Here is a 19,394-nt window from a genome sequence, read left to right on the forward strand (position 1 = left end):
GTCGTGGCCTGCTGGCCCGGTATCCCATCAGACATCACAGTAAATCCTGCACCTAAGGGAACATTGCTCAAATCCAGGAATACATAATGAAACCGCACAAGCAAAAAAAATTTGCGACCCTACGCGCATGGAACCGGAAACGTAACTATTTCATGAAAGCATTGCGCATGCGAATGGCGAAATGGATATGGGATGAACCGGTCAGAAGACCCTTTGATTTGCGGGCGATCAGTAAAGTACTGCTTCTGCGCAACGACGGTAAGATTGGCGATATGATTGTCTCAACATCGCTGATCAGAGAACTTAAGACCAACGGCTATACGGTTGATATTCTGGCAACGCGCAGTAATGTTGTGGTGATTGAGCACAATCCGCACATCCGAAAAATACACTTCGATGATAACCCAAACATCACGACTGAACTGGCGGCTGAGGATTACGATCTGGTGATCGATATGGGTGATAAGATATCGCCCGCCAGTTTCCATTTTTTAAAGAAAATTAAAGCGAAAAACGTTCTCGGTTTTAATAAAGAGCAATATAACCTCTACAATAAAACCATCGCCTTTCTGGGTTATCAGGAACACATCACTCATCGCTACGCCTTGCTCATGAATGAGCTAAATTTTAGCCATTCCAGTACAGATTACGAACTGTTCTATCCGGACGATATCAATACCGAAACAACGGCTTTCCTACAAACCTTGCCTAATGCAAAAAATATTATCGTTAACCCTTTTGCTGCCGATGCTAAAAGAGAAATGTCTGTCACGCAGGTGCTGCAACTTTTTTCTGAACTACGTCAAAAACACCCTGATTATAATATAGTCTACTTTGATCCCAATAAGCGATTTGATATCGCGTTACCCGATGGGGTTTACAAAAATCCACACCCGACTTTATACAGCGCAATGGCTCTGATTGCCCATGCTGATCTGATCATATCGCCGGATACCGCTATCGTACATATTGCTGCGACATATAATAAACCGCTTGTTGCATTATATGGTAACGAGATGCATGGTAAATATCATAACAATGATATTTGGGGGCCGGGATATGATGCAGCCGTTCAGATCATGACTAAGGACAAATATCACCCTATTTCAACCATTAAAGTCAGTGACATTATCGATGCCGTTGGACATATGCTTCATAAGCATACGACGAATAGTCATGCATAATTAAGGGGGGATGGTTCCCCCCTCATACTATCGTTGCTTGTTAAAAGAAATAGCGCATAACGTTAGCGAAATCAGGAAAAGCATAGCCGTCTGAGCATTAATCAATACAGAATCCGCCAGACCGCAGACAAACATAACGGATAGTGGGAGCGCCGCTGACGTAAACACTCTTTTGGTTATCGCAACTCGCAGATAGGAAAGATAAATCAAAGCAAAAAATAGCAACCCCAAAACACCCTGCAAGGTTAATATTTCAAGGAATTCATTGTGCATGTTGTATCTGACATTGGTATATCCCTCCAGATTACCTGGATGGTGTTCCTTAATATATGACTGCGCAAATGTCGTCCTTTGATATGGCGTACTGAAAAGAAAATGATGGCTGGCAAAGTGAATTCCACTGTCCCAAATTGCTACCCTTGCCCCCAACGATGTTGAGCTATTTGTTTGATAATCTTCAATGTTTTTTATCCCTTCGGCCCAGCGCTGGCTTGTAACACCAATAATGAAGAGAGCTAAAACAAAGCTAGCAATGATAATTGTCCGGCCCTTTACATACCTTTTTAAATCGCCATTCATTAAGAGATACAGTACTGTCACGACAATAAATGCCAGAACGGAAATCCGGGTTTCACAAAGTATTAATAACGCGAAAATGATCGCGGCATAAAACAGGTCAAAGAGATGCTCTAAGGCTCGTGATGTTTGCCTCGATAGCACTAAATAAGAAGCATAAGCCATCAGAATCATATACGATGAACTGCTTGCTGCATCCGCCGTTAATTTTATCCGCTCATGAGTCACATAAAAATATTCGTAGCAGCCAACACCGGCAGTTATAACAATAGCCACAAAAAGAATGACTTTACAGATTGTAATGGTTTTTGCTGTAATGAACTTAGATAAAATCAATGCAGCACTGATCATAAACGCTGACAAAATAAAGCGTTTACCACTGAGATCATAATTTCTTAGATTATTAAGATCATACTCACTAAAATTTGAGATGTCTGACTTAGAATAAACAAACCAGCAATATCGAATGACACCTGTTATCAGCAAGGCCAAAATCAAGGGAAATACTGGCGTAACGACTATAAACAGTTCACGGCGTTTAAAATACGCATAGCAAACAATGAAAAAAGAGACATAGCCTAACGTATAAAATATTTTTTGAGAAAACCCGATAGTAAAAAGGGTAGTCGATAATGACAGTACCAGTATGATAAAAAAAATATTAGCACTTAACTCTGAATACTTATTTAGTGTAGATACATTCTTCATAATGTACCCTGTTTACGTTTCCGTAATATGTTTTTGAAATTCGTCATATAGGCATCTTCATAAAAATCATGGATACTATCTTTCACAATCTTCTGATCCGGCAGTGTTTTGCTAAAATCAGGCGCATCAAGAATACTTACTAACTCTTCAACATTATACGTCTCATAGAGTTGCCCATTGATGCCTTCTTTAATGATATCAGAAGGACCACTAACACAATCAGAAGATACACAATAAATACCACGAGCAATGGCCTCTAACAGAACCAGTGGCAATCCTTCCATTGAGGAGGTCAGTACCAGGCAGGTCACCTCTTTAATATTTTTCTCAATGTAATCCCAACTGTTATCCTGCCAGCCATGCCAGGTAATGTGCTGTGCAATTCCCAGGCTGTCGGCATAGGCCAGGCATCGAGCATAATCCTCACCGTCCCCCAGAATATCAAGAGACCAGGTGGTTGTTAATTTGCTCGCAGCATCAAGCAGGTCTTTAAGATTCTTTTGCCCGGTGAAATGGATGCGGCCGAGGTATAACATCTTCAAATTCTCGGGCCGCTTAATCATAGTCGCCACCTTTCTGACGGGGTTAAATACCACGTCGATAGACTCAGGCGCCGCCCCTAATGCGACCAGTTGATTTGCAATGTCTCTACTGATAGCAAAATGGTGGTCAGCACGCATCAGGTAACGAGGCCGATATCTACCATTGGGCGGCAAATGCATCCAGGTGGATAAAACTGTCTTTACACGAGAAAGCATAATTGCGCGCCTGGCAATGAGACATGGAATGGTGTTCATCGCAATGACATAATCTGGTTTATGTTTCGCAATAAATAACGCCAGCATGACAGCATGCATCAAGCGTGTAATTTTTGGGTTGCGAGTGATCCTTTTGCTTTGTCCCCAAACAATACCTTCACGCCAGGACGAAGCGGAAAATTCGCAATCGTTATCAAGAAGAAAAAGACCTGCCGAATACTCAGGATCGGCATTTAATTGCAAGATGACCTGCCGGGTAACATTTTCCATACCTCCTCTTCCTGCCAGCATTTCAGCGATAAAGAGGATTTTTTTCTTTTCGATCATGAGTATTCTTCTGAGTAATTACTATCATCATAAACATGGTGACTTAACGTAAATCAGTCAAATCCCATGGGGTCCCACAATGCGGCAGTGGGGCATAAGTCTTATATTTTTGGTTTTTTCTGCTGATAATAGTCCGCCAGAGTCATTCCCTGAACACGCGGCTGCAGCCATGTAAAGAAGGACTCAAGGTCATCGTACAGACGCTCGATATCCTGTTCATTCTTAAACGTCGGGCTCCCGCCCGGCATATATTCAGACGAGTGCAGCATGTACTCAACGTAGTCGTTGCCCTGCGCCAGCGTCTGCTCCACGACACGCTGCATCGTCTCGACATTGCCGCCCATCGGGCGTAGCCAATGGACAGAAGGCGAACGCAATTTACCGCGCAGTTTGTCGTAGCCCTGTTTGATACTGTTCATCAGCGCCGAGTGCTTGAACTGGATGCTCATTGGCACCTCAAGCAGCGGTGAATTGCCGGGCTTACTGATGTCGTTTTCATCAAGAAAATAGGCCTGCAGCGGGAACTGGCGATAATCCGTGCCCCCGGTTCCCTGTGGTGCCCCTTTCGCAGTTTTCCAGTTCACTTTTGGTGTGACGGAACAGTCCACCTCGTAGCCATATTCGATCAGCAGGCGCGCATAGCGTTCATCAAAGGCCCAGCGACCGGCACGATGGCTGCGCATTTTGGTCTGGAAGGTGTCCTGCAGGAGTTTGGTCATAAAATCGACCTTTTCCCGCATTAGTGCGTCGGAATATTCAATGAGGTAGGGTTTGTAGCGCCAGTCGTTATCGGTCAGCGGCGTCTCTGGCGGGCTATTCCAGGCATGTAAATGCATGCCGATTTCTGCCGTCCCCCGGGCAATCACGTCCTGGCCAAACTCAATAAAAAACGGGTCGATGGCCATTTCGTAATTAGTCAGATAGACCGGTTTAAAACCATACTTTTCACACACAGCCTGAAAACGCGGCAAATATTTCGCATTTTCCGTGGTGATACTGTCATTTTTTTGCCAGAGGTTGTCACCCTCTGTATCGATCGTGATAAGAAATGCCGGTTTCTGCACGTCTTTGTCCTCAGGCTTAGTTATCCGGTCATGGTAGAGCAATACAACGCTTCTCTCAATGCATCTGATAACCTAGAATCAGAGGCTTGTGATCGGATTAAGAAGACCGTATGACGCCCGAAACCCGCCCTTTCGACAGCAAAATGCCTGCGCGCATTTTAGTGATAAAGCTACGCCATCATGGCGATATGCTGCTGATTACACCCGTGATTCAGACACTTCGCCAGCGCTATCCTGACGTGAAAATCGACGTTTTGCTGTATGAAGAGACACGGGATATGCTCGCCGCCAACACCGATATCCATCACATTTACGGTATTGACCGAAAATGGAAAAAACAGGGGCAGCGGCACCTGATCGCGATGGAATGGGGGCTTCTGCGCACTTTACGCAAGCAACACTACGACCTGGTACTGAACCTGGCCGACCAATGGCGCAGCGCTATCGTCACCCGCTTTACCGGAGCCCCACAGCGCATCGGCTTTGATTTCCCGAAACGCCGTCACCCCATTTGGCGTTTTTGCCATACCGTTCTGGCTTCCACGCAGGCCCATAACAGCCTGCATACGGTCCAGCAAAATCTCTCCATTCTGGCGCCGCTGGGTATAGAGGTACAAAATGCCCCGGCCAAAATGGGCTATAGCGAGGCGGACTGGCAGACCTGCAAGGCATTGTTACCAGAAGGGTTAACCGGGGGCTATATCGTCGTGCAACCTACCTCACGCTGGTTCTTTAAATGCTGGCGAGAGGATCGGATGAGCGCAGTGATTAACGCGCTCTCGGCTGACGGATACACCGTTGTGCTCACCTCTGGCCCGGACGCCAAAGAAAAACAGATGGTCGATACCATTATCTCAGGCTGCCCGGATGCACGCCTGGTCTCGCTGGCCGGTAAATTGACGCTGCGCCAGCTCGGTGCGCTGATTGATCACGCCCGCCTGTTTATTGGCGTCGATTCCGTACCGATGCACATGGCCGCCGCGCTGAATACGCCGCTGGTTGCCTTGTTTGGCCCCTCTAAACTGACTTTCTGGCGTCCCTGGCAGGCTCAGGGCGAAGTCATTTGGGCTGGCGATTACGGCCCGCTTCCCGATCCGGATGCGATTGATACCCGCACTGATGAACGCTACCTGGATTTAATTCCTGAAGAAGAGGTTATCGCCGCGGCAAGAAGGGTTTTAGCATGAGTAAATTTCGCCTGGCGCTGGTCAGACAGAAATACCGCCCTGATGGCGGCGCGGAACGTTTTGTCTCCCGCGCGCTGGAAGCGCTCGATAGTAGCAATCTCGAACTGAATGTCATCACCCGCGAGTGGCAGGGGCCGGTAAAACCGGAATGGCACATTCATATCTGTAACCCCAGAAAATGGGGACGCATCAGCCGTGAACGCGGGTTCGCCAACGCCGCCAGAGCGCTTTGGGAAAGCAAACAGTTCGACCTTGTGCAAAGCCATGAGCGCATCCCAGGGTGCGACCTGTATCGCGCTGGTGATGGCGTGCACCGCCGCTGGCTGGAGCAACGCGCGCGAATTCTCCCCGGCTGGAAACAAGCCTTGCTGTTCGCTGACCGCTATCACCGCTATGTGATGAATGCCGAACGCGAGATGTACCAGCATGACCATCTGCGTGGCGTCATTTGCAACGCTGAGATGATAAAGCAGGAGATCATTGCGGATTTCGGCCTGCCGGCAGATAAAATCCACGTAATTTACAACGCCATCGATAATCAGCGTTTTACACCGCCGGATGAAGAGACGTTTGCAGCCCTGCGACAAGCGCGCGGGATCCCGTTACAGGCGACCTGCCTGGTCTATGTCGGCTCGGGCTTTGAACGTAAGGGACTGGATGCGGCCATTCGCGCTATTGCCCCTACGGATCGCCACCTTTTCGTCGTTGGCAAAGATAAAGACCAGCGTCGCTACGAATCTCTGGCGGCATCGCTCAACTGCGCCAGCCGGGTGCATTTCTTTGGCATGCAAACAGAGACGCTACCGTTCTATCAAATGGCGGATGGTCTGCTGCTGCCAACCCTTTACGATCCGTTCCCCAATGTGATTCTGGAAGCAATGGCCTGCGGTTTACCGGCCATCACCACGACCGGCTGCGGCGGCCAGGAATTCATAGTGCAGGGGCAGAATGGCTACGTATGCGATGCGCTGGATATTCCCGCATTGCAGGACGCCGTTATGGCGCTCCCCGCACGCGCGTTAGGCTCCAGCGAAGGCCAGCATGCCCGGGAACGTATTTTGTCCTGCACCGCCGGGCGTCTGTCGACGCAATTACTTGCCCTTTACCAGAAGCTGGTGAAATGACCATGCGCATACTGTTTATCATTGATGGATTACCGGGCGGCGGCGCCGAGAAAGTCGTTTTGACGCTCGCAGAGACTTTTTTACGCCAGGGCGATGAGGTATCACTCTTTTCACTGCGCGACGTCTGCGAATACCCTCTGCCTGACGGGCTGGATTACCGGGTTATCGCCGATAAATGTCGTAAGCCCTGGCGTAAGCTGACGGAGATTTCGCGTCGTGCGCGCCAGCTTGACGATGCGGTCGTTGATGCCGAACGGTCTGGTCGTTTCGACCTTGTGTTATCAAACCTGCATAAAACCGATCGTATCGTGTCGCGCAGTAAAACGCTGCGCTCGCACAACCTCTGGTTCTGTCTGCATGGCGTGTTTTCAACCTCTTATCTTGGCCACCGGACAGGCTTTGACCGCTGGCTGAAACAGCAGAAAATTAAACACGTTTACCAGGGGCGTAATATCGTTAGCGTCTCCAGCGCCGTAGGGCAGGATCTGGTCGAACAATTCGCCATTCAGCCTGCACAACTGAAAACCATCTATAACCCTTTTGATATTGCCGCGATCCGCGCAAGCGCCGAGGCTCCCTTTGAGATGGCCGGGCAGGATTACATTATCCACGTCGGGCGCCTGCATCCCGGAAAACGTCAGGACCGCCTGATTGAAGCCTATGCGCTGAGTCACATCACCGCGCCGTTAGTGATGCTCGGCCAGGGCAAACCAGAACAAGAAGAGCGTTTGCGCGCATTGGCTGAAAAGCTGGGTGTGGCCAACCGCGTGCTGTTTAAAGGTTTTCAGAGCAACCCTCATTCATGGATGAAACAGGCACGGATGCTGGTACTCAGCTCCGATAGCGAAGGCCTGGGTAATGTCGTCATTGAAGCGCTGATTCTGGGCACTCCCGTTGCCAGCACCCGTTGTCCGGGCGGCATCCCGGAGATCCTGACGGGCCCGCTGGCGCAAGGGCTTGCAGATCTCAATAGCCCTGCGCTGGCTCAGGCGATGCAAAGCATTTACACTAACCCGCCGATTATTGAGCAGGCTGCGCTGGAAAAATTCAGCGTGGAGACAATCTGTCAGCAATATCGCCAGTTGGGCAAAGAGTAACAGGCACCTTACCGATACCGGATCTTTTATGAGTCAAAACCCTTTACTGAGCATCGTGGTCGCGGTGTATAACGGCGGAAAATTTCTCGCACAGTTTTTTGAATGCATTGAACAACAGCAGCTTGAAAGTTATGAACTGATCCTGGTAAACGATGGTTCGACCGATGACAGCCTGGCCGTTATCGATGCCTGGCGCGACAGAATGCAAAACGTTACGCTAATTCAACAGGAAAACCAGGGCGTTTCCGTCGCGCGAAATTCCGGCCTCGCCATGGCGAAGGGTAAATACCTGACCTTCCCGGATATTGACGACAAGCTCTACCCTGGGATGTTCCGCACGCTGTTGGATATGGCTGAAAAAGGCAATCTTGATGTTGCCACCTGTAATGGCCGCTATGTTTACGAAAAGAACCGTGAAAGCCACCCTATTTTCCCACCTGAGCGCTTATCTTCCACACCGGTATTGCCGGGCCACGTCTGGCTGAAAACCGCGCTCGACTCGCGCAAATTTCTGCACGTCACCTGGCTGAATATCTATCGCCGGGAATTTATTACCCGGCACAATTTTCATTTCGAACCGGGGCTGCGTCATCAGGATATTCCCTGGACCACGGAAGTGCTGCTGGCTGCAGAACGCGTGCAGTACACCAGCGAATCCTTTTATGACTACTACATTCATTCGGAATCGGTGTCGCACAAGCCGGACAATGACGATACGCTGATGCGCTCAGCGCGTCATTACATGAAAATTCTTGAGATGCTGGACGCCATCAATAAGCGTTACCCGGATAAGGCGCGTAACATCTCCGCCTGTCGCTGGCAAATCGCCAAAGAGGGGCTTGGCATTATTCATACGTTCGATGAAATGAAAGATGAAGCGAAAAAACGTATTATCATCAGTGAGTTTTTCGATCGTGGAATCTGGCGGCTCATTTGGACCAATGCCAGCTCATTGCGTTTACGCTGGCGTCTGGGGCGCCGTTATTTCCGGATTAAAAAATACCGCGATGTCGCATAGCGTGTGCCGCGTTCCCGCTATAGCCCTGGCGCAGTATCAATGCGCCAAAGAGATAGCTTTAAGCGGGCTAAATGCTTAGAATTTGCCCGCCGAAACTCAAAAAACGGATAATCGCTTGGAATTGTTGTATACCATCCTGCTCTACTTAATTCAGCCTCTGGTGTGGCTGCGGCTTCTGCTTCGCAGCCGCAAGGCCCCGGCTTACCGTAAACGCTGGGCTGAACGCTATGGTTTTTGCCGTAATAAAGTGAAGCCGGACGGTATTTTGCTGCATTCCGTCTCCGTTGGTGAAACGCTGGCGGCCATTCCGCTGGTACGTGCATTGCGCCATCGCTATCCCATGCTGCCCATTACCGTCACCACCATGACACCGACGGGCTCAGAACGTGTGATGTCTGCCTTTGGCAAAGATGTTCATCATGTCTATCTCCCTTACGATCTGCCCGGCGCGATGGGCCGTTTTCTTGATACGGTCCGCCCAAAGCTGGTGATCGTGATGGAAACCGAACTGTGGCCCAATATGATTGCCGCGCTGAACCGTCGCAAAATTCCGCTGGTGATCGCCAATGCACGCCTGTCGGACCGTTCGGCCAAGGGCTACGGCAAACTGGGGCGATTTATGCGTCGTCTGCTCAGCAGAATCACCTTGATTGCCGCGCAAACCCAGGAAGATGGCGATCGTTTTCTGCAGTTGGGCCTGAAACGGGGCCAGCTTGCCGTTACCGGCAGCCTGAAATTTGATATCTCCGTCACCCCGGAATTAGCCGCCAAAGCCATCACACTGCGGCGTCAGTGGGCGCCTCGCCGTAAAGTATGGATTGCTACCAGCACCCACGACGGCGAAGAGACGATTATCCTGCAGGCACATCGCAAGTTGCTGGAGACGTTCCCTGATTTACTGCTGATCCTGGTGCCGCGTCACCCGGAGCGCTTCCCTGACGCCCGCGAAATGGTGCGCAAAGGCGGCTTTAGTTTCATCATGAGAAGCTCGGGTGAAATTCCTTCCGGCAGTACTCAGGTCGTTATTGGCGATACCATGGGTGAACTGATGCTGCTTTACGGTATTGCTGATATGGCCTTTGTCGGCGGCAGCCTGGTTGAGCGCGGCGGTCATAACCCGCTGGAGCCGGCGGCACATGCCATTCCTGTGCTGATGGGTCCACACACCTTCAACTTCAAAGATATCTGCGCGCGCCTGCAAGCCGCTGATGGCCTGATTACCGTCACCGATGCCGACTCGCTGGTCAAAGAGGTCTCGACCTTGCTGACCGACGAAGATTACCGTCTGTGGTGTGGTCGCCACGCCGTTGAAGTCCTGCATCAGAACCAGGGCGCGCTGACGCGTCTGCTGCAACTCCTGCAACCGTATTTGCCTCAGCGGAGCCATTAATGTCTCAACGCCTGTCGGTGGTCATGATCGCCAAAAACGCGGCAGACCTGCTGCCTGATTGCTTAGCGTCAGTCGCATGGGCCGATGAAATTATCCTGCTCGATTCCGGCAGCCAGGATGCAACATCAGAGGTCGCACGCGCGGCGGGGGTAAAGGTTTTCACTGATACCAACTGGCAGGGCTATGGTATTCAGCGCCAGAAGGCGCAACGCTTTGCCAGCGGTGACTATGTCCTGATGATTGACACCGATGAACGGGTCACACCGGAACTGGCGCGATCTATTCGCGCGGTGCTTGATGCACCACAGCCGGATGCGGTTTACAGCATCGCCCGTCGTAACTTTTTCCTGGGACGTTTTATGCGTCACAGTGGTTGGTACCCTGACCGGGTGATGCGGCTCTACCCACGCGAGCGTTACCAGTACAACGCCAGTCTCGTACATGAGTCACTGGACACCCAGGGCGCAAAAGTTATCGAACTGAAAGGCGACCTGCTGCATTTAACCTGCCGTGATTTCGCCAGCTTTCAGCGCAAACAGCTCAATTACGCCACAGCCTGGGCGCAAGAACGTCATCAGAAGGGCAAGAAGGCATCGCTGGCGGGTATTTTCACCCATACGCTGGGGGCGTTCCTGAAAACGCTGCTGCTGCGCGGTGGCGTGCTGGATGGCAAACAAGGCTGGCTGCTCGCGGTGGTCAATGCGCAGTATACTTTCAACAAATACACCGAACTGTGGGCGCTAAACCACGGTTACAGCGAGAAAGCCTAAGCGATGAGCACAAAAGCAATTTATCCCGGTACGTTTGATCCCATCACTAACGGGCATATTGATATCGTGACCCGCGCCGCCACCATGTTCGATGAAGTGGTGATGGCGATTGCCGCCAGCCCAAGCAAAAAACCAATGTTTACGCTCGATGAGCGCGTGGCACTGGCTCAGGAAGCAACCAAACAGATTCCGAACGTCACGGTGATGGGCTTTAGCGATCTGATGGCCAATTTTGCGCGCGCCCAGCAGGCGAACATTCTGATTCGTGGCCTGCGTGCGGTGGCGGATTTTGAATATGAGATGCAACTGGCGCATATGAATCGCCATCTGATGCCTGACCTGGAAAGCGTATTTCTGATGCCATCAAAAGAGTGGTCATTTATTTCCTCCACCCTTGTTAAAGAGGTGGCGCGCCATGCCGGTGATGTCACGCATTTCCTGCCAGCTAATGTCCACCAGGCGCTGCTGAAAAAGCTGTAGGGCGTTCTTTCCGGAGGCGGCGCTTGACGCGCGTTGTCCGGGTTACCAGTCCGCAACCTGTAGCCCGGTTAAGCGCAGCGCGAGCCGGGATAAACGCAACCACCGCACTTTACTTCTGGCACTGGCGGCAATAAAACGTCGCCCGCTGTGCATGTTTTGACGCAATAATCGGCGTACCACACACCCGGCATGGCTCTCCTTTACGTCCATAAACCTGCAATTCCTGCGCAAAATATCCGGGCTTACCGTCGCTTTGCAGAAAATCTTTCAGCGTGGTACCGCCCTGCTCAATCGAACGCAGCAGCACGGCTTTAATTACCCGCACCAGCAGCTCACACTCCTCGCGCGACAGTGACGAGGCCAGTCTGTCAGGATGGATCCCGGCAGCAAACAGCGACTCGCTGGCGTAGATATTGCCCACCCCCACCACCAGCTTGTTATCCATCAGCCAGGGTTTGATGGCGATTTTCTTCTTCGCACATTTCTGTTGCAGGTAATCGGCGTTAAACGCCTCACTTAACGGTTCCGGCCCCAGATGTGCCAGCACATTGTGACCTTCCAGCTCTTTCGTCCACAGCCAGGCGCCAAAGCGTCGTGGATCGGTGTAACGCAACACTTTGCCATTGCTCATCACCAGATCGACATGGTCATGTTTTTCCGCCGGGAGGTCTTCGGTGAGAATACGCAGGCTGCCGGACATCCCCAGATGGATGATTATCCAGCCGTCCGGTAACTCCAGCAGCAGGTATTTGGCACGGCGCTGCACGCTGAGAACCGGTTTGTCGCTCAGGCGATGAATTTCATCCGAGACAGGCCACCGTAGGCGCCCGTTACGGACGATAGCATGAAGAATTTTGGCGCCGACCAGATGCGGTTCAATACCGCGGCGGCTGGTTTCTACCTCGGGTAACTCTGGCATGTTTATTTCTCCTTATTTCCCCAATGTAATTTGAGTCACAGGAAGGCGGCAAGAAGTGAAACCCGGGCGCTTACCTGAGTAGGGGACCAGGGTGAGCGTACACAGCTAACGTATCTGCGGCTCAAACTACGAAGGGCAAAATGCAAAAAACCCCGCCGAAGCGAGGTTTTCGTACAAAGAAAGCGCAAATTATTTAATTTTTGCTTCTTTGTAAAGAACGTGCTGACGGACAACTGGATCGAATTTTTTCAGTTCCAGTTTTTCCGGCTTAGTACGTTTGTTCTTCGTGGTGGTATAGAAGTGACCAGTACCAGCAGAAGAAACCAGCTTGATTTTCTCACGAATACCTTTAGCCATGATTTATTTCCTCTAAGTACTTAGTACTTTTCGCCACGGGCACGCAGTTCAGACAGAACTGTATCGATGCCTTTCTTATCGATTACACGCATACCTTTAGCAGATACGCGCAGGGTGACAAAACGCTTCTCGCTCTCAACCCAGAAACGGTGAGAGTGCAGGTTCGGCAGGAAACGGCGTTTAGTCGCGTTCAGTGCGTGGGAACGGTTGTTACCGGTCACCGGACGCTTGCCAGTAACTTGGCAGACTCGGGACATGTCTATTCTCCAAAAATCAAATTAGCTCGAGCTTCGTATGGGGTATTGGCGCCTCGTCAGGCTTTCACAGCCTGGTCTGACGGTTCTAAGCGAACTCGTGTAGCCAGGCCCAATTGCCAAACCCGAGATTCTCAAAGGTGGCGTAGTATACGCTGAGTCGGCGATGTGCTCAAGTCCCGAACAGACAAAGATCCCGATGGATCGCCCAAAGAGGTCTAAATCCAGCCCCGTTCTGCGAACGAAACGTACTCTCCACGGCCTATCACCAGATGATCGAGCACACGAATATCCATAAACTGACAGCACTTCACCACCCTTTCGGTGATGATTCTATCCGCTTTACTGGGTTCAGCGCTACCCGAAGGATGATTATGCGCAAGGATCACGGCGGCGGCATTCACTTTAATCGCCTCGCGGACAATTTCGCGCGGATGCACTTCCACCTGATTAATGGTGCCGGAAAAAAGACGGGAATGCTTCAACACCCGATTTTGGTTGTCGAGAAAGATCGCCATAAAGATCTCGCGCTCTTCGCCCGTCAACTGGCTTTGCAGAAATTCCCGGGTCAGTTCCGGGCTTAACAATGATGTTTCTTCCAGTAGCCGAACGCTGTAATAGCGCCGCGCCAGCTCGGCAATGCCTTTTAGTTGCGCGTATTTCGCCACCCCAATGCCATTAACGTTGGCAAAATCTTTATAGTCCGCCGAGAGTAGCCCGTAGAGTGAGCCGAAGTGCTGCAGCAGATCACGGGAAAGCGTCATCACTGATTTCCCCTGTGTGCCAGTGCGTAAAAACAGCGCCAGTAGCTCGACATCCGTCAGCGACGCAATGCCCGCACTCATCATTTTTTCTCTGGGCAATGGGGGTAAATAAACTATATCCATGTCGAATCCTCCCTTTTACGCACCATGCTGCCACAAGCGAAAAGGGCCATCGACACGGGATCGCCATACTTGCGTAATACCTCGCAAAGAGCACGACGGGCAAAAGCACGACAGCACCAGGATTGTGATAAAATGCCCGCCTTCTGGTGAAATCCAACAGGAAAGAGTCATGATGAGTCTGGCGGGTAAAAAAATCGTTCTCGGCATAAGCGGCGGCATCGCGGCTTACAAAGCGCCGGAACTGGTGCGTCGTCTGCGCGATCGCGGCGCCGATGTGCGCGTTGCGATGACCGAAGCAGCGAAAGCTTTTATTACGCCGCTGAGCCTGCAGGCAGTTTCCGGCTACCCGGTTTCCGACAGTCTGCTCGACCCGGCCGCCGAAGCCGCAATGGGCCATATTGAGCTTGGCAAATGGGCCGACCTGGTCATTCTCGCCCCCGCCACCGCCGATTTAATCGCGCGCGTCGCCGCCGGTATGGCTAATGACCTGGTGTCGACGATTTGCCTTGCCACGCCTTCTCCGGTTGCGGTTGTGCCTGCCATGAATCAGCAGATGTATCGCGCCGCCGCCACTCAGCATAATTTAGAGGTGCTGGCCTCGCGCGGCCTGTTATTGTGGGGCCCGGACAGCGGCAGCCAGGCCTGCGGCGACATTGGGCCGGGCCGGATGCTGGATCCGCTAACCATCGTTGATCTCGCCGCCGCGCATTTCTCGCCTGTCAACGATCTGCAACATCTGAACATCATGATTACCGCCGGTCCGACCCGCGAGCCGCTGGACCCGGTGCGTTATATTACAAACCACAGCTCCGGCAAGATGGGCTTTGCCATCGCTGCGGCGGCCGCCCGTCGTGGGGCTAACGTGACGCTGGTGTCAGGCCCGGTGTCGTTGGCAACGCCAGCATGGGTCAAACGGATTGACGTGACCACCGCTCTGGAGATGGAGGCCGCGGTACAGGGTCTCGCTCAGCAGCAACACATTTTTATTGGCTGTGCCGCCGTCGCGGATTATCGCGCCGCCGCCATTGCCGACGAAAAAATCAAAAAGCAAGGCGATGAATTAACAATAAAAATGGTCAAAAACCCGGATATCGTCGCCGGTGTCGCCGCATTGACCGAGCATCGCCCCTATGTCGTTGGGTTTGCCGCCGAAACAAATAATGTGGAAGAATATGCCCGGCAAAAACGTGCCCGCAAAAACCTCGACCTGATCTGCGCCAACGACGTTTCGCAATCAAATCAAGGCTTTAATAGCGACAATAACGCTTTGCATCTTTTCTGGCAGGATGGCGATAAACATTTACCGCTAAAGAGCAAGGAACAGTTAGGCCACTTATTACTGGACGAGATCGTTACCCGTTATGATGAAAAAAATCGACGTTAAGATTCTGGACCCGCGTGTAGGCAAGCAATTCCCACTGCCGACCTACGCCACCGCCGGTTCTGCCGGCCTTGATCTGCGTGCCTGTCTCGATGACGCCGTAGAGCTGGCACCGGGCGCGACCACCCTGCTGCCGACCGGTCTGGCGATTCATATTGCCGATCCGTCGCTTGCCGCAGTGATTCTGCCGCGCTCAGGCCTTGGCCATAAGCATGGTATTGTGCTGGGTAACCTGGTAGGGCTCATTGACTCTGACTATCAGGGGCAATTGATGGTATCCGTCTGGAACCGTGGTCAGGACAGCTTTACCATTGAACCCGGCGAGCGCATCGCGCAAATGGTGTTTGTCCCGGTCGTTCAGGCTGAATTTAATCTGGTTGAAGAGTTTGACGCCACAGATCGTGGTGAAGGTGGCTTCGGTCACTCCGGGCGTAAATAAGCAGCCCATTTAACGCATCCTGCGGCGAAATAACGCCATAATATTTCCGCAAACACCGGTTTGCGGCCGCCGCGTGGATGTTCGCCTGATAAGCGCTTATTTCAGGGGTATTTTGCAACATGGCAGAAAAACAAACCGCGAAAAGGAATCGTCGCGAAGAAATACTTCAGTCTCTGGCACTGATGCTTGAATCCAGCGATGGAAGTCAACGCATCACGACGGCAAAACTGGCGGCGTCTGTTGGCGTCTCCGAGGCCGCTTTGTACCGTCATTTCCCTAGCAAGACACGCATGTTCGATAGCCTCATTGAGTTTATCGAAGATAGCCTGATTACCCGTATCAACCTGATCATGAAAGATGAAAAGGACACCACAGCGCGCTTGCGTCTGATTGTTCAACTGATTCTGGGGTTTGGCGAGCGTAATCCAGGGCTGACCCGCATTCTTACCGGTCATGCGCTGATGTTTGAACAGGATCGCTTACAAGGGCGTATCAATCAGCTTTTCGAGCGTATCGAATCCCAGATTCGCCAGGTACTGCGCGAAAAGAAGATGCGTGAAGGCGAAGGCTACGTCACTGACGAAACGCTGCTGGCAAGTCAGTTGCTGTCGTTTTGTGAGGGGATGTTGTCGCGCTATGTGCGTAGCGAGTTCAAATACAGTCCGACCGATGAGTTTGAAGCACGCTGGCCCTTGCTGGCCGCACAGTTGCAATAAGCGATAAGTTATCCCGGATGGCGGTTAACCGCCTTATCCGGGCAACTCTTTCGATCTATCTCAGGTATGCGGGATTACTATTAAATCCCGTACTCTTCCCGATATGCCTTCACCGCGGCCAGATGGTCAGCCATTTCCGGCTTCTCTTCCAGATAAGCAATCAGCTCTTTCAGGGTGATAATTGAAATCACTTTGCAGCCGTAGTCGCGCTCCACTTCCTGGATCGCGGAAATATCCGCGCGTCCACGCTCCTGACGATCAAGGGAGATCAGCACGCCTGCCAGCGTCGCGCCGTTCGCCTGGATTATCTCCATGGATTCGCGAATTGCCGTACCGGCAGTGATCACATCATCCACCAGCATGACGCGGCCCTGCAATGCGCTGCCAACCAGCGTGCCGCCTTCGCCGTGGTCTTTGGCCTCTTTGCGGTTAAAGCAATACGGCACGTCACGCTCGTGGTGCTCAGCCAGCGCGACTGCTGTGGTGGTCGCGATAGGGATACCTTTGTAGGCCGGGCCAAACAACAGGTCGAAATCAATTTTCGAATCCACCAGCGCTTCGGCGTAAAAACGGCCCAGCAACGCCAGGTCGCGCCCGGTATTAAACAGGCCGGCGTTAAAGAAATAGGGGCTCTTACGCCCGGATTTCAGGGTGAACTCGCCAAACTTGAGTACCTGTTTGTTAAGCGCAAACTCAATAAACTCACGCTGATACTGTTTCATGGATTCGCTCCTCATCTTAGAACCTATCCCATCAGGCTATCTTACTTGCCAGTTTTAACCCGGGCAGTGCTCAAATCCTCACGTACTTCGTGTACGTTCCGGATTTTCCGCGCTGTTCGCGTTCAAACGGTCTTCGCCGATTACGCCGACTGGGAAAGGATTTCACTTTTCTATGGACAAAAAAAAGGCGACTTCTCAGTCGCCTTAAAAACTAGTTTGCCAACGCCGCTTTCTGCGTCGCAATAATCGATTCGATTCCCCCTCGGGCCAACGCCAGCAAGGTCAGGAGTTCTTCGTGGGTGAACGGTTCGCCCTCGGCGGTGCCCTGAACTTCAATGATGCGCCCATCTTCGGTCATCACCACGTTCATATCGGTTTCCGCTGCGGAGTCTTCCACGTATTCCAGATCGCAAACCGCTTCGCCATTGACGATGCCGACTGAAACCGCCGCCACCAGTCCTTTCATCGGGTTCGCTTTCAGTTTGCCTGCGCTTACCAGCGCGTTCAGCGCATCGGCCAGCGCAACGCATGCTCCGGTGATGGAGGCAGTACGGGTACCGCCATCGGCCTGAATCACGTCGCAGTCCAGGGTAATGGTGTATTCACCCAGCGCCGTTAAGTCTACCGCCGCACGCAGCGCACGGGCGATAAGACGCTGAATTTCCATGGTGCGCCCGCCCTGTTTGCCCTTCGCCGCTTCGCGCGCGTTACGGGTGTGGGTGGAACGCGGCAGCATGCCATATTCGGCGGTGATCCAGCCCTGGCCCTGGCCTTTGAGGAAACGTGGCACACCCTCTTCAAGGGTGGCGGTGCACAGCACTTTGGTATCACCAAATTCAACCAGCACGGAGCCTTCTGCGTGTTTTGTGTAATTACGGGTCAGGGTGACGGGACGCACCTCGGTGGTGCTACGGCCTGATGGACGCATGATGATTTCTCCGGCTGTTACGAATGTGGCTGCGCATTATACTGGCTTACCAAGGTTATTCCTATCCTGATAAGCCCATGAAAGCTATAATCCCCGCATCTCTCCTTAAAAAACGGGAACGTCTATGATCCGCAGTATGACCGCCTACGCCCGGCGTGAAATCAAGGGTAGCTGGGGCTCTGCCTCATGGGAACTGCGCTCGGTAAACCAGCGTTATCTTGAAACTTACTTCCGTCTGCCGGAACAATTTCGTAGCCTGGAACCTGTGGTTCGCGAGCGCATCCGTACGCGTCTGACTCGCGGAAAAATCGAATGTAATCTGCGTTTTGAACCTGACGCCAGCGCCCAAAGCGAACTGATTCTCAACGAAAAACTGGCAAAACAGCTGGTGAACGCCGCCAACTGGGTCAAAATGCAGAGCGATGAAGGCGAAATCAACCCGGTGGATATTCTGCGTTGGCCGGGCGTTATGGCCGCTCAGGAACAGGATCTGGACGCGATTGCCGCTGAAATTCTGTCTGCCCTTGATGACGCGCTGGACGATTTTATCGTTGCCCGCGAGACCGAAGGCCAGGCGCTGAAAGCCTTAATTGAGCAGCGTCTGGAAGGCGTCAGCACTGAAGTGAAAAACGTGCGCGCACAGATGCCGGAAATCCTGCAATGGCAGCGCGACCGCCTGGTAGCAAAACTGGAAGAAGCGCAGGTCCAGTTGGAAAATAATCGACTGGAACAAGAGCTGGTGCTGATGGCACAGCGTATCGACGTTGCCGAAGAGCTTGACCGTCTGGAAGCGCACGTTAAAGAAACCTACAACATCCTCAAGAAGAAAGAGGCTGTGGGCCGCCGTCTCGACTTTATGATGCAGGAGTTCAACCGTGAGTCGAACACCCTGGCGTCTAAATCTATCAATGCCGATGTCACCAATTCAGCCATTGAGCTGAAAGTGTTGATTGAGCAGATGCGCGAGCAGATCCAGAATATCGAATAATCCCGCGCCCGCGCCCCGAAAGCCCGCAACGCTGCGGGCTTTTTTATTTTCTGCTCTCCGCTCCCGGCCATCGCTTTACAGGTTCGTACCGCCCCCGGTATTGTGACTTTCAGGTTTCCA

The 19,394-nt window shown here is 52.0% G+C and carries 21 protein-coding genes; 12 read left to right on the top strand and 9 right to left on the bottom strand.

All coding sequences use genetic code 11. The features are described from left to right. The first annotated feature begins 86 nt into the window (after positions 1 to 86). Complete coding sequence (locus IP582_RS24535; RefSeq protein WP_193794688.1) at positions 87 to 1,184, top strand: glycosyltransferase family 9 protein; 1,098 nt, start codon at positions 87 to 89, stop codon at positions 1,182 to 1,184. Positions 1,185 to 1,211: 27 nt separating this feature from the next. Here the strand turns inward: IP582_RS24535 and IP582_RS24540 are convergent, their stop codons facing one another. The 3 genes from IP582_RS24540 to IP582_RS24550 form a co-directional block, all read right to left on the bottom strand. Beyond that, positions 1,212 to 2,468 carry an O-antigen ligase gene (locus IP582_RS24540; protein ID WP_193794689.1) on the bottom strand — a complete coding sequence of 419 codons (1,257 nt, stop codon included), beginning with the start codon at positions 2,466 to 2,468 and terminating at the stop codon, positions 1,212 to 1,214. Next, on the bottom strand, positions 2,465 to 3,553 hold the full coding sequence (locus IP582_RS24545) for a glycosyltransferase (RefSeq protein WP_193794690.1): 1,089 nt from the start codon (positions 3,551 to 3,553) through the stop codon (positions 2,465 to 2,467). Before IP582_RS24545 ends, IP582_RS24540 begins: the two co-directional genes overlap by 4 nt. Positions 3,554 to 3,654: 101 nt before the next feature. After that, positions 3,655 to 4,617 (bottom strand): polysaccharide deacetylase family protein, encoded by a 963-nt coding sequence (locus IP582_RS24550; RefSeq protein WP_193794691.1) that lies wholly within the window; start codon positions 4,615 to 4,617, stop codon positions 3,655 to 3,657. A gap of 110 nt (positions 4,618 to 4,727) precedes the next feature. Between IP582_RS24550 and rfaQ the strand changes: the two genes are divergently transcribed. The 7 genes from rfaQ (at position 4,728) to coaD (ending at position 11,683) form a co-directional block, all read left to right on the top strand. After that, entirely contained in the window at positions 4,728 to 5,804 is a 1,077-nt protein-coding gene (gene rfaQ, locus IP582_RS24555; protein ID WP_193794692.1) for a putative lipopolysaccharide heptosyltransferase III, read from the top strand. Then, on the top strand, positions 5,801 to 6,928 hold the full coding sequence (locus tag IP582_RS24560; protein WP_193794693.1) for a glycosyltransferase family 4 protein: 1,128 nt from the start codon (positions 5,801 to 5,803) through the stop codon (positions 6,926 to 6,928). The genes rfaQ and IP582_RS24560 overlap by 4 nt, the downstream gene beginning before the upstream one ends. Positions 6,929 to 6,930: 2 nt before the next feature. After that, entirely contained in the window at positions 6,931 to 8,025 is a 1,095-nt protein-coding gene (locus IP582_RS24565) for a glycosyltransferase (protein WP_193796342.1), read from the top strand. A 28-nt stretch (positions 8,026 to 8,053) separates the two neighbouring features. Beyond that, positions 8,054 to 9,043, top strand: a complete 990-nt coding sequence (locus IP582_RS24570) for a glycosyltransferase (protein ID WP_193794694.1) — start codon at positions 8,054 to 8,056, stop codon at positions 9,041 to 9,043. A 115-nt stretch (positions 9,044 to 9,158) separates the two neighbouring features. Continuing rightward, positions 9,159 to 10,433 (top strand): lipid IV(A) 3-deoxy-D-manno-octulosonic acid transferase, encoded by a 1,275-nt coding sequence (gene waaA, locus IP582_RS24575; protein ID WP_039080119.1) that lies wholly within the window; start codon positions 9,159 to 9,161, stop codon positions 10,431 to 10,433. Further along, entirely contained in the window at positions 10,433 to 11,203 is a 771-nt protein-coding gene (locus tag IP582_RS24580; protein ID WP_193794695.1) for a glycosyltransferase family 2 protein, read from the top strand. Before waaA ends, IP582_RS24580 begins: the two co-directional genes overlap by 1 nt. Positions 11,204 to 11,206: 3 nt before the next feature. Next, a complete protein-coding gene (gene coaD / locus IP582_RS24585) occupies positions 11,207 to 11,683 on the top strand; it encodes a pantetheine-phosphate adenylyltransferase (protein ID WP_071195076.1) in 477 nt (158 codons plus the stop codon). 109 nt (positions 11,684 to 11,792) lie between these two features. On the opposite strand, the gene mutM is transcribed toward coaD, so the two are convergent. From mutM to radC, 4 genes are all read right to left on the bottom strand, one after another. Then, positions 11,793 to 12,602, bottom strand: coding sequence for a bifunctional DNA-formamidopyrimidine glycosylase/DNA-(apurinic or apyrimidinic site) lyase (mutM, locus tag IP582_RS24590; RefSeq protein WP_193794696.1), 810 nt, complete (start codon positions 12,600 to 12,602; stop codon positions 11,793 to 11,795). 189 nt (positions 12,603 to 12,791) lie between these two features. Further along, complete coding sequence (gene rpmG, locus IP582_RS24595) at positions 12,792 to 12,959, bottom strand: 50S ribosomal protein L33 (protein ID WP_003024094.1); 168 nt, start codon at positions 12,957 to 12,959, stop codon at positions 12,792 to 12,794. 20 nt (positions 12,960 to 12,979) lie between these two features. Continuing rightward, positions 12,980 to 13,216: a 50S ribosomal protein L28 gene (gene rpmB, locus IP582_RS24600; RefSeq protein ID WP_002436699.1), complete on the bottom strand. Its 237-nt coding sequence runs from the start codon at positions 13,214 to 13,216 to the stop codon at positions 12,980 to 12,982. A gap of 215 nt (positions 13,217 to 13,431) precedes the next feature. Continuing rightward, entirely contained in the window at positions 13,432 to 14,100 is a 669-nt protein-coding gene (gene radC / locus IP582_RS24605) for a DNA repair protein RadC (protein WP_193794697.1), read from the bottom strand. Between the two features lie 172 nt (positions 14,101 to 14,272). Between radC and coaBC the strand changes: the two genes are divergently transcribed. From coaBC to slmA, 3 genes are all read left to right on the top strand, one after another. Then, positions 14,273 to 15,484 carry a bifunctional phosphopantothenoylcysteine decarboxylase/phosphopantothenate--cysteine ligase CoaBC gene (gene coaBC / locus IP582_RS24610; RefSeq protein WP_103245897.1) on the top strand — a complete coding sequence of 404 codons (1,212 nt, stop codon included), beginning with the start codon at positions 14,273 to 14,275 and terminating at the stop codon, positions 15,482 to 15,484. Continuing rightward, the gene (gene dut, locus IP582_RS24615) at positions 15,462 to 15,920 is read left to right on the top strand and encodes a dUTP diphosphatase (RefSeq protein WP_039080113.1); all 459 of its coding nucleotides are present in this window, start codon (positions 15,462 to 15,464) and stop codon (positions 15,918 to 15,920) included. The genes coaBC and dut overlap by 23 nt, the downstream gene beginning before the upstream one ends. A 119-nt stretch (positions 15,921 to 16,039) precedes the next feature. After that, positions 16,040 to 16,636, top strand: a complete 597-nt coding sequence (gene slmA, locus IP582_RS24620) for a nucleoid occlusion factor SlmA (protein ID WP_039080112.1) — start codon at positions 16,040 to 16,042, stop codon at positions 16,634 to 16,636. 80 nt (positions 16,637 to 16,716) lie between these two features. Here the strand turns inward: slmA and pyrE are convergent, their stop codons facing one another. After that, positions 16,717 to 17,358: an orotate phosphoribosyltransferase gene (gene pyrE, locus IP582_RS24625; protein ID WP_071195078.1), complete on the bottom strand. Its 642-nt coding sequence runs from the start codon at positions 17,356 to 17,358 to the stop codon at positions 16,717 to 16,719. A 211-nt stretch (positions 17,359 to 17,569) separates the two neighbouring features. Further along, a complete protein-coding gene (gene rph, locus IP582_RS24630) occupies positions 17,570 to 18,286 on the bottom strand; it encodes a ribonuclease PH (RefSeq protein ID WP_039080110.1) in 717 nt (238 codons plus the stop codon). A gap of 124 nt (positions 18,287 to 18,410) precedes the next feature. Here rph and IP582_RS24635 point away from each other — a divergent pair, with 124 nt between their 5' ends. Next, entirely contained in the window at positions 18,411 to 19,274 is an 864-nt protein-coding gene (locus IP582_RS24635) for a YicC/YloC family endoribonuclease (RefSeq protein ID WP_193794698.1), read from the top strand. Positions 19,275 to 19,394 lie beyond the last annotated feature (120 nt).

Source organism: Citrobacter sp. BDA59-3 (genome assembly GCF_015167655.1).
Lineage (GTDB): Bacteria > Pseudomonadota > Gammaproteobacteria > Enterobacterales > Enterobacteriaceae > Phytobacter > Phytobacter diazotrophicus.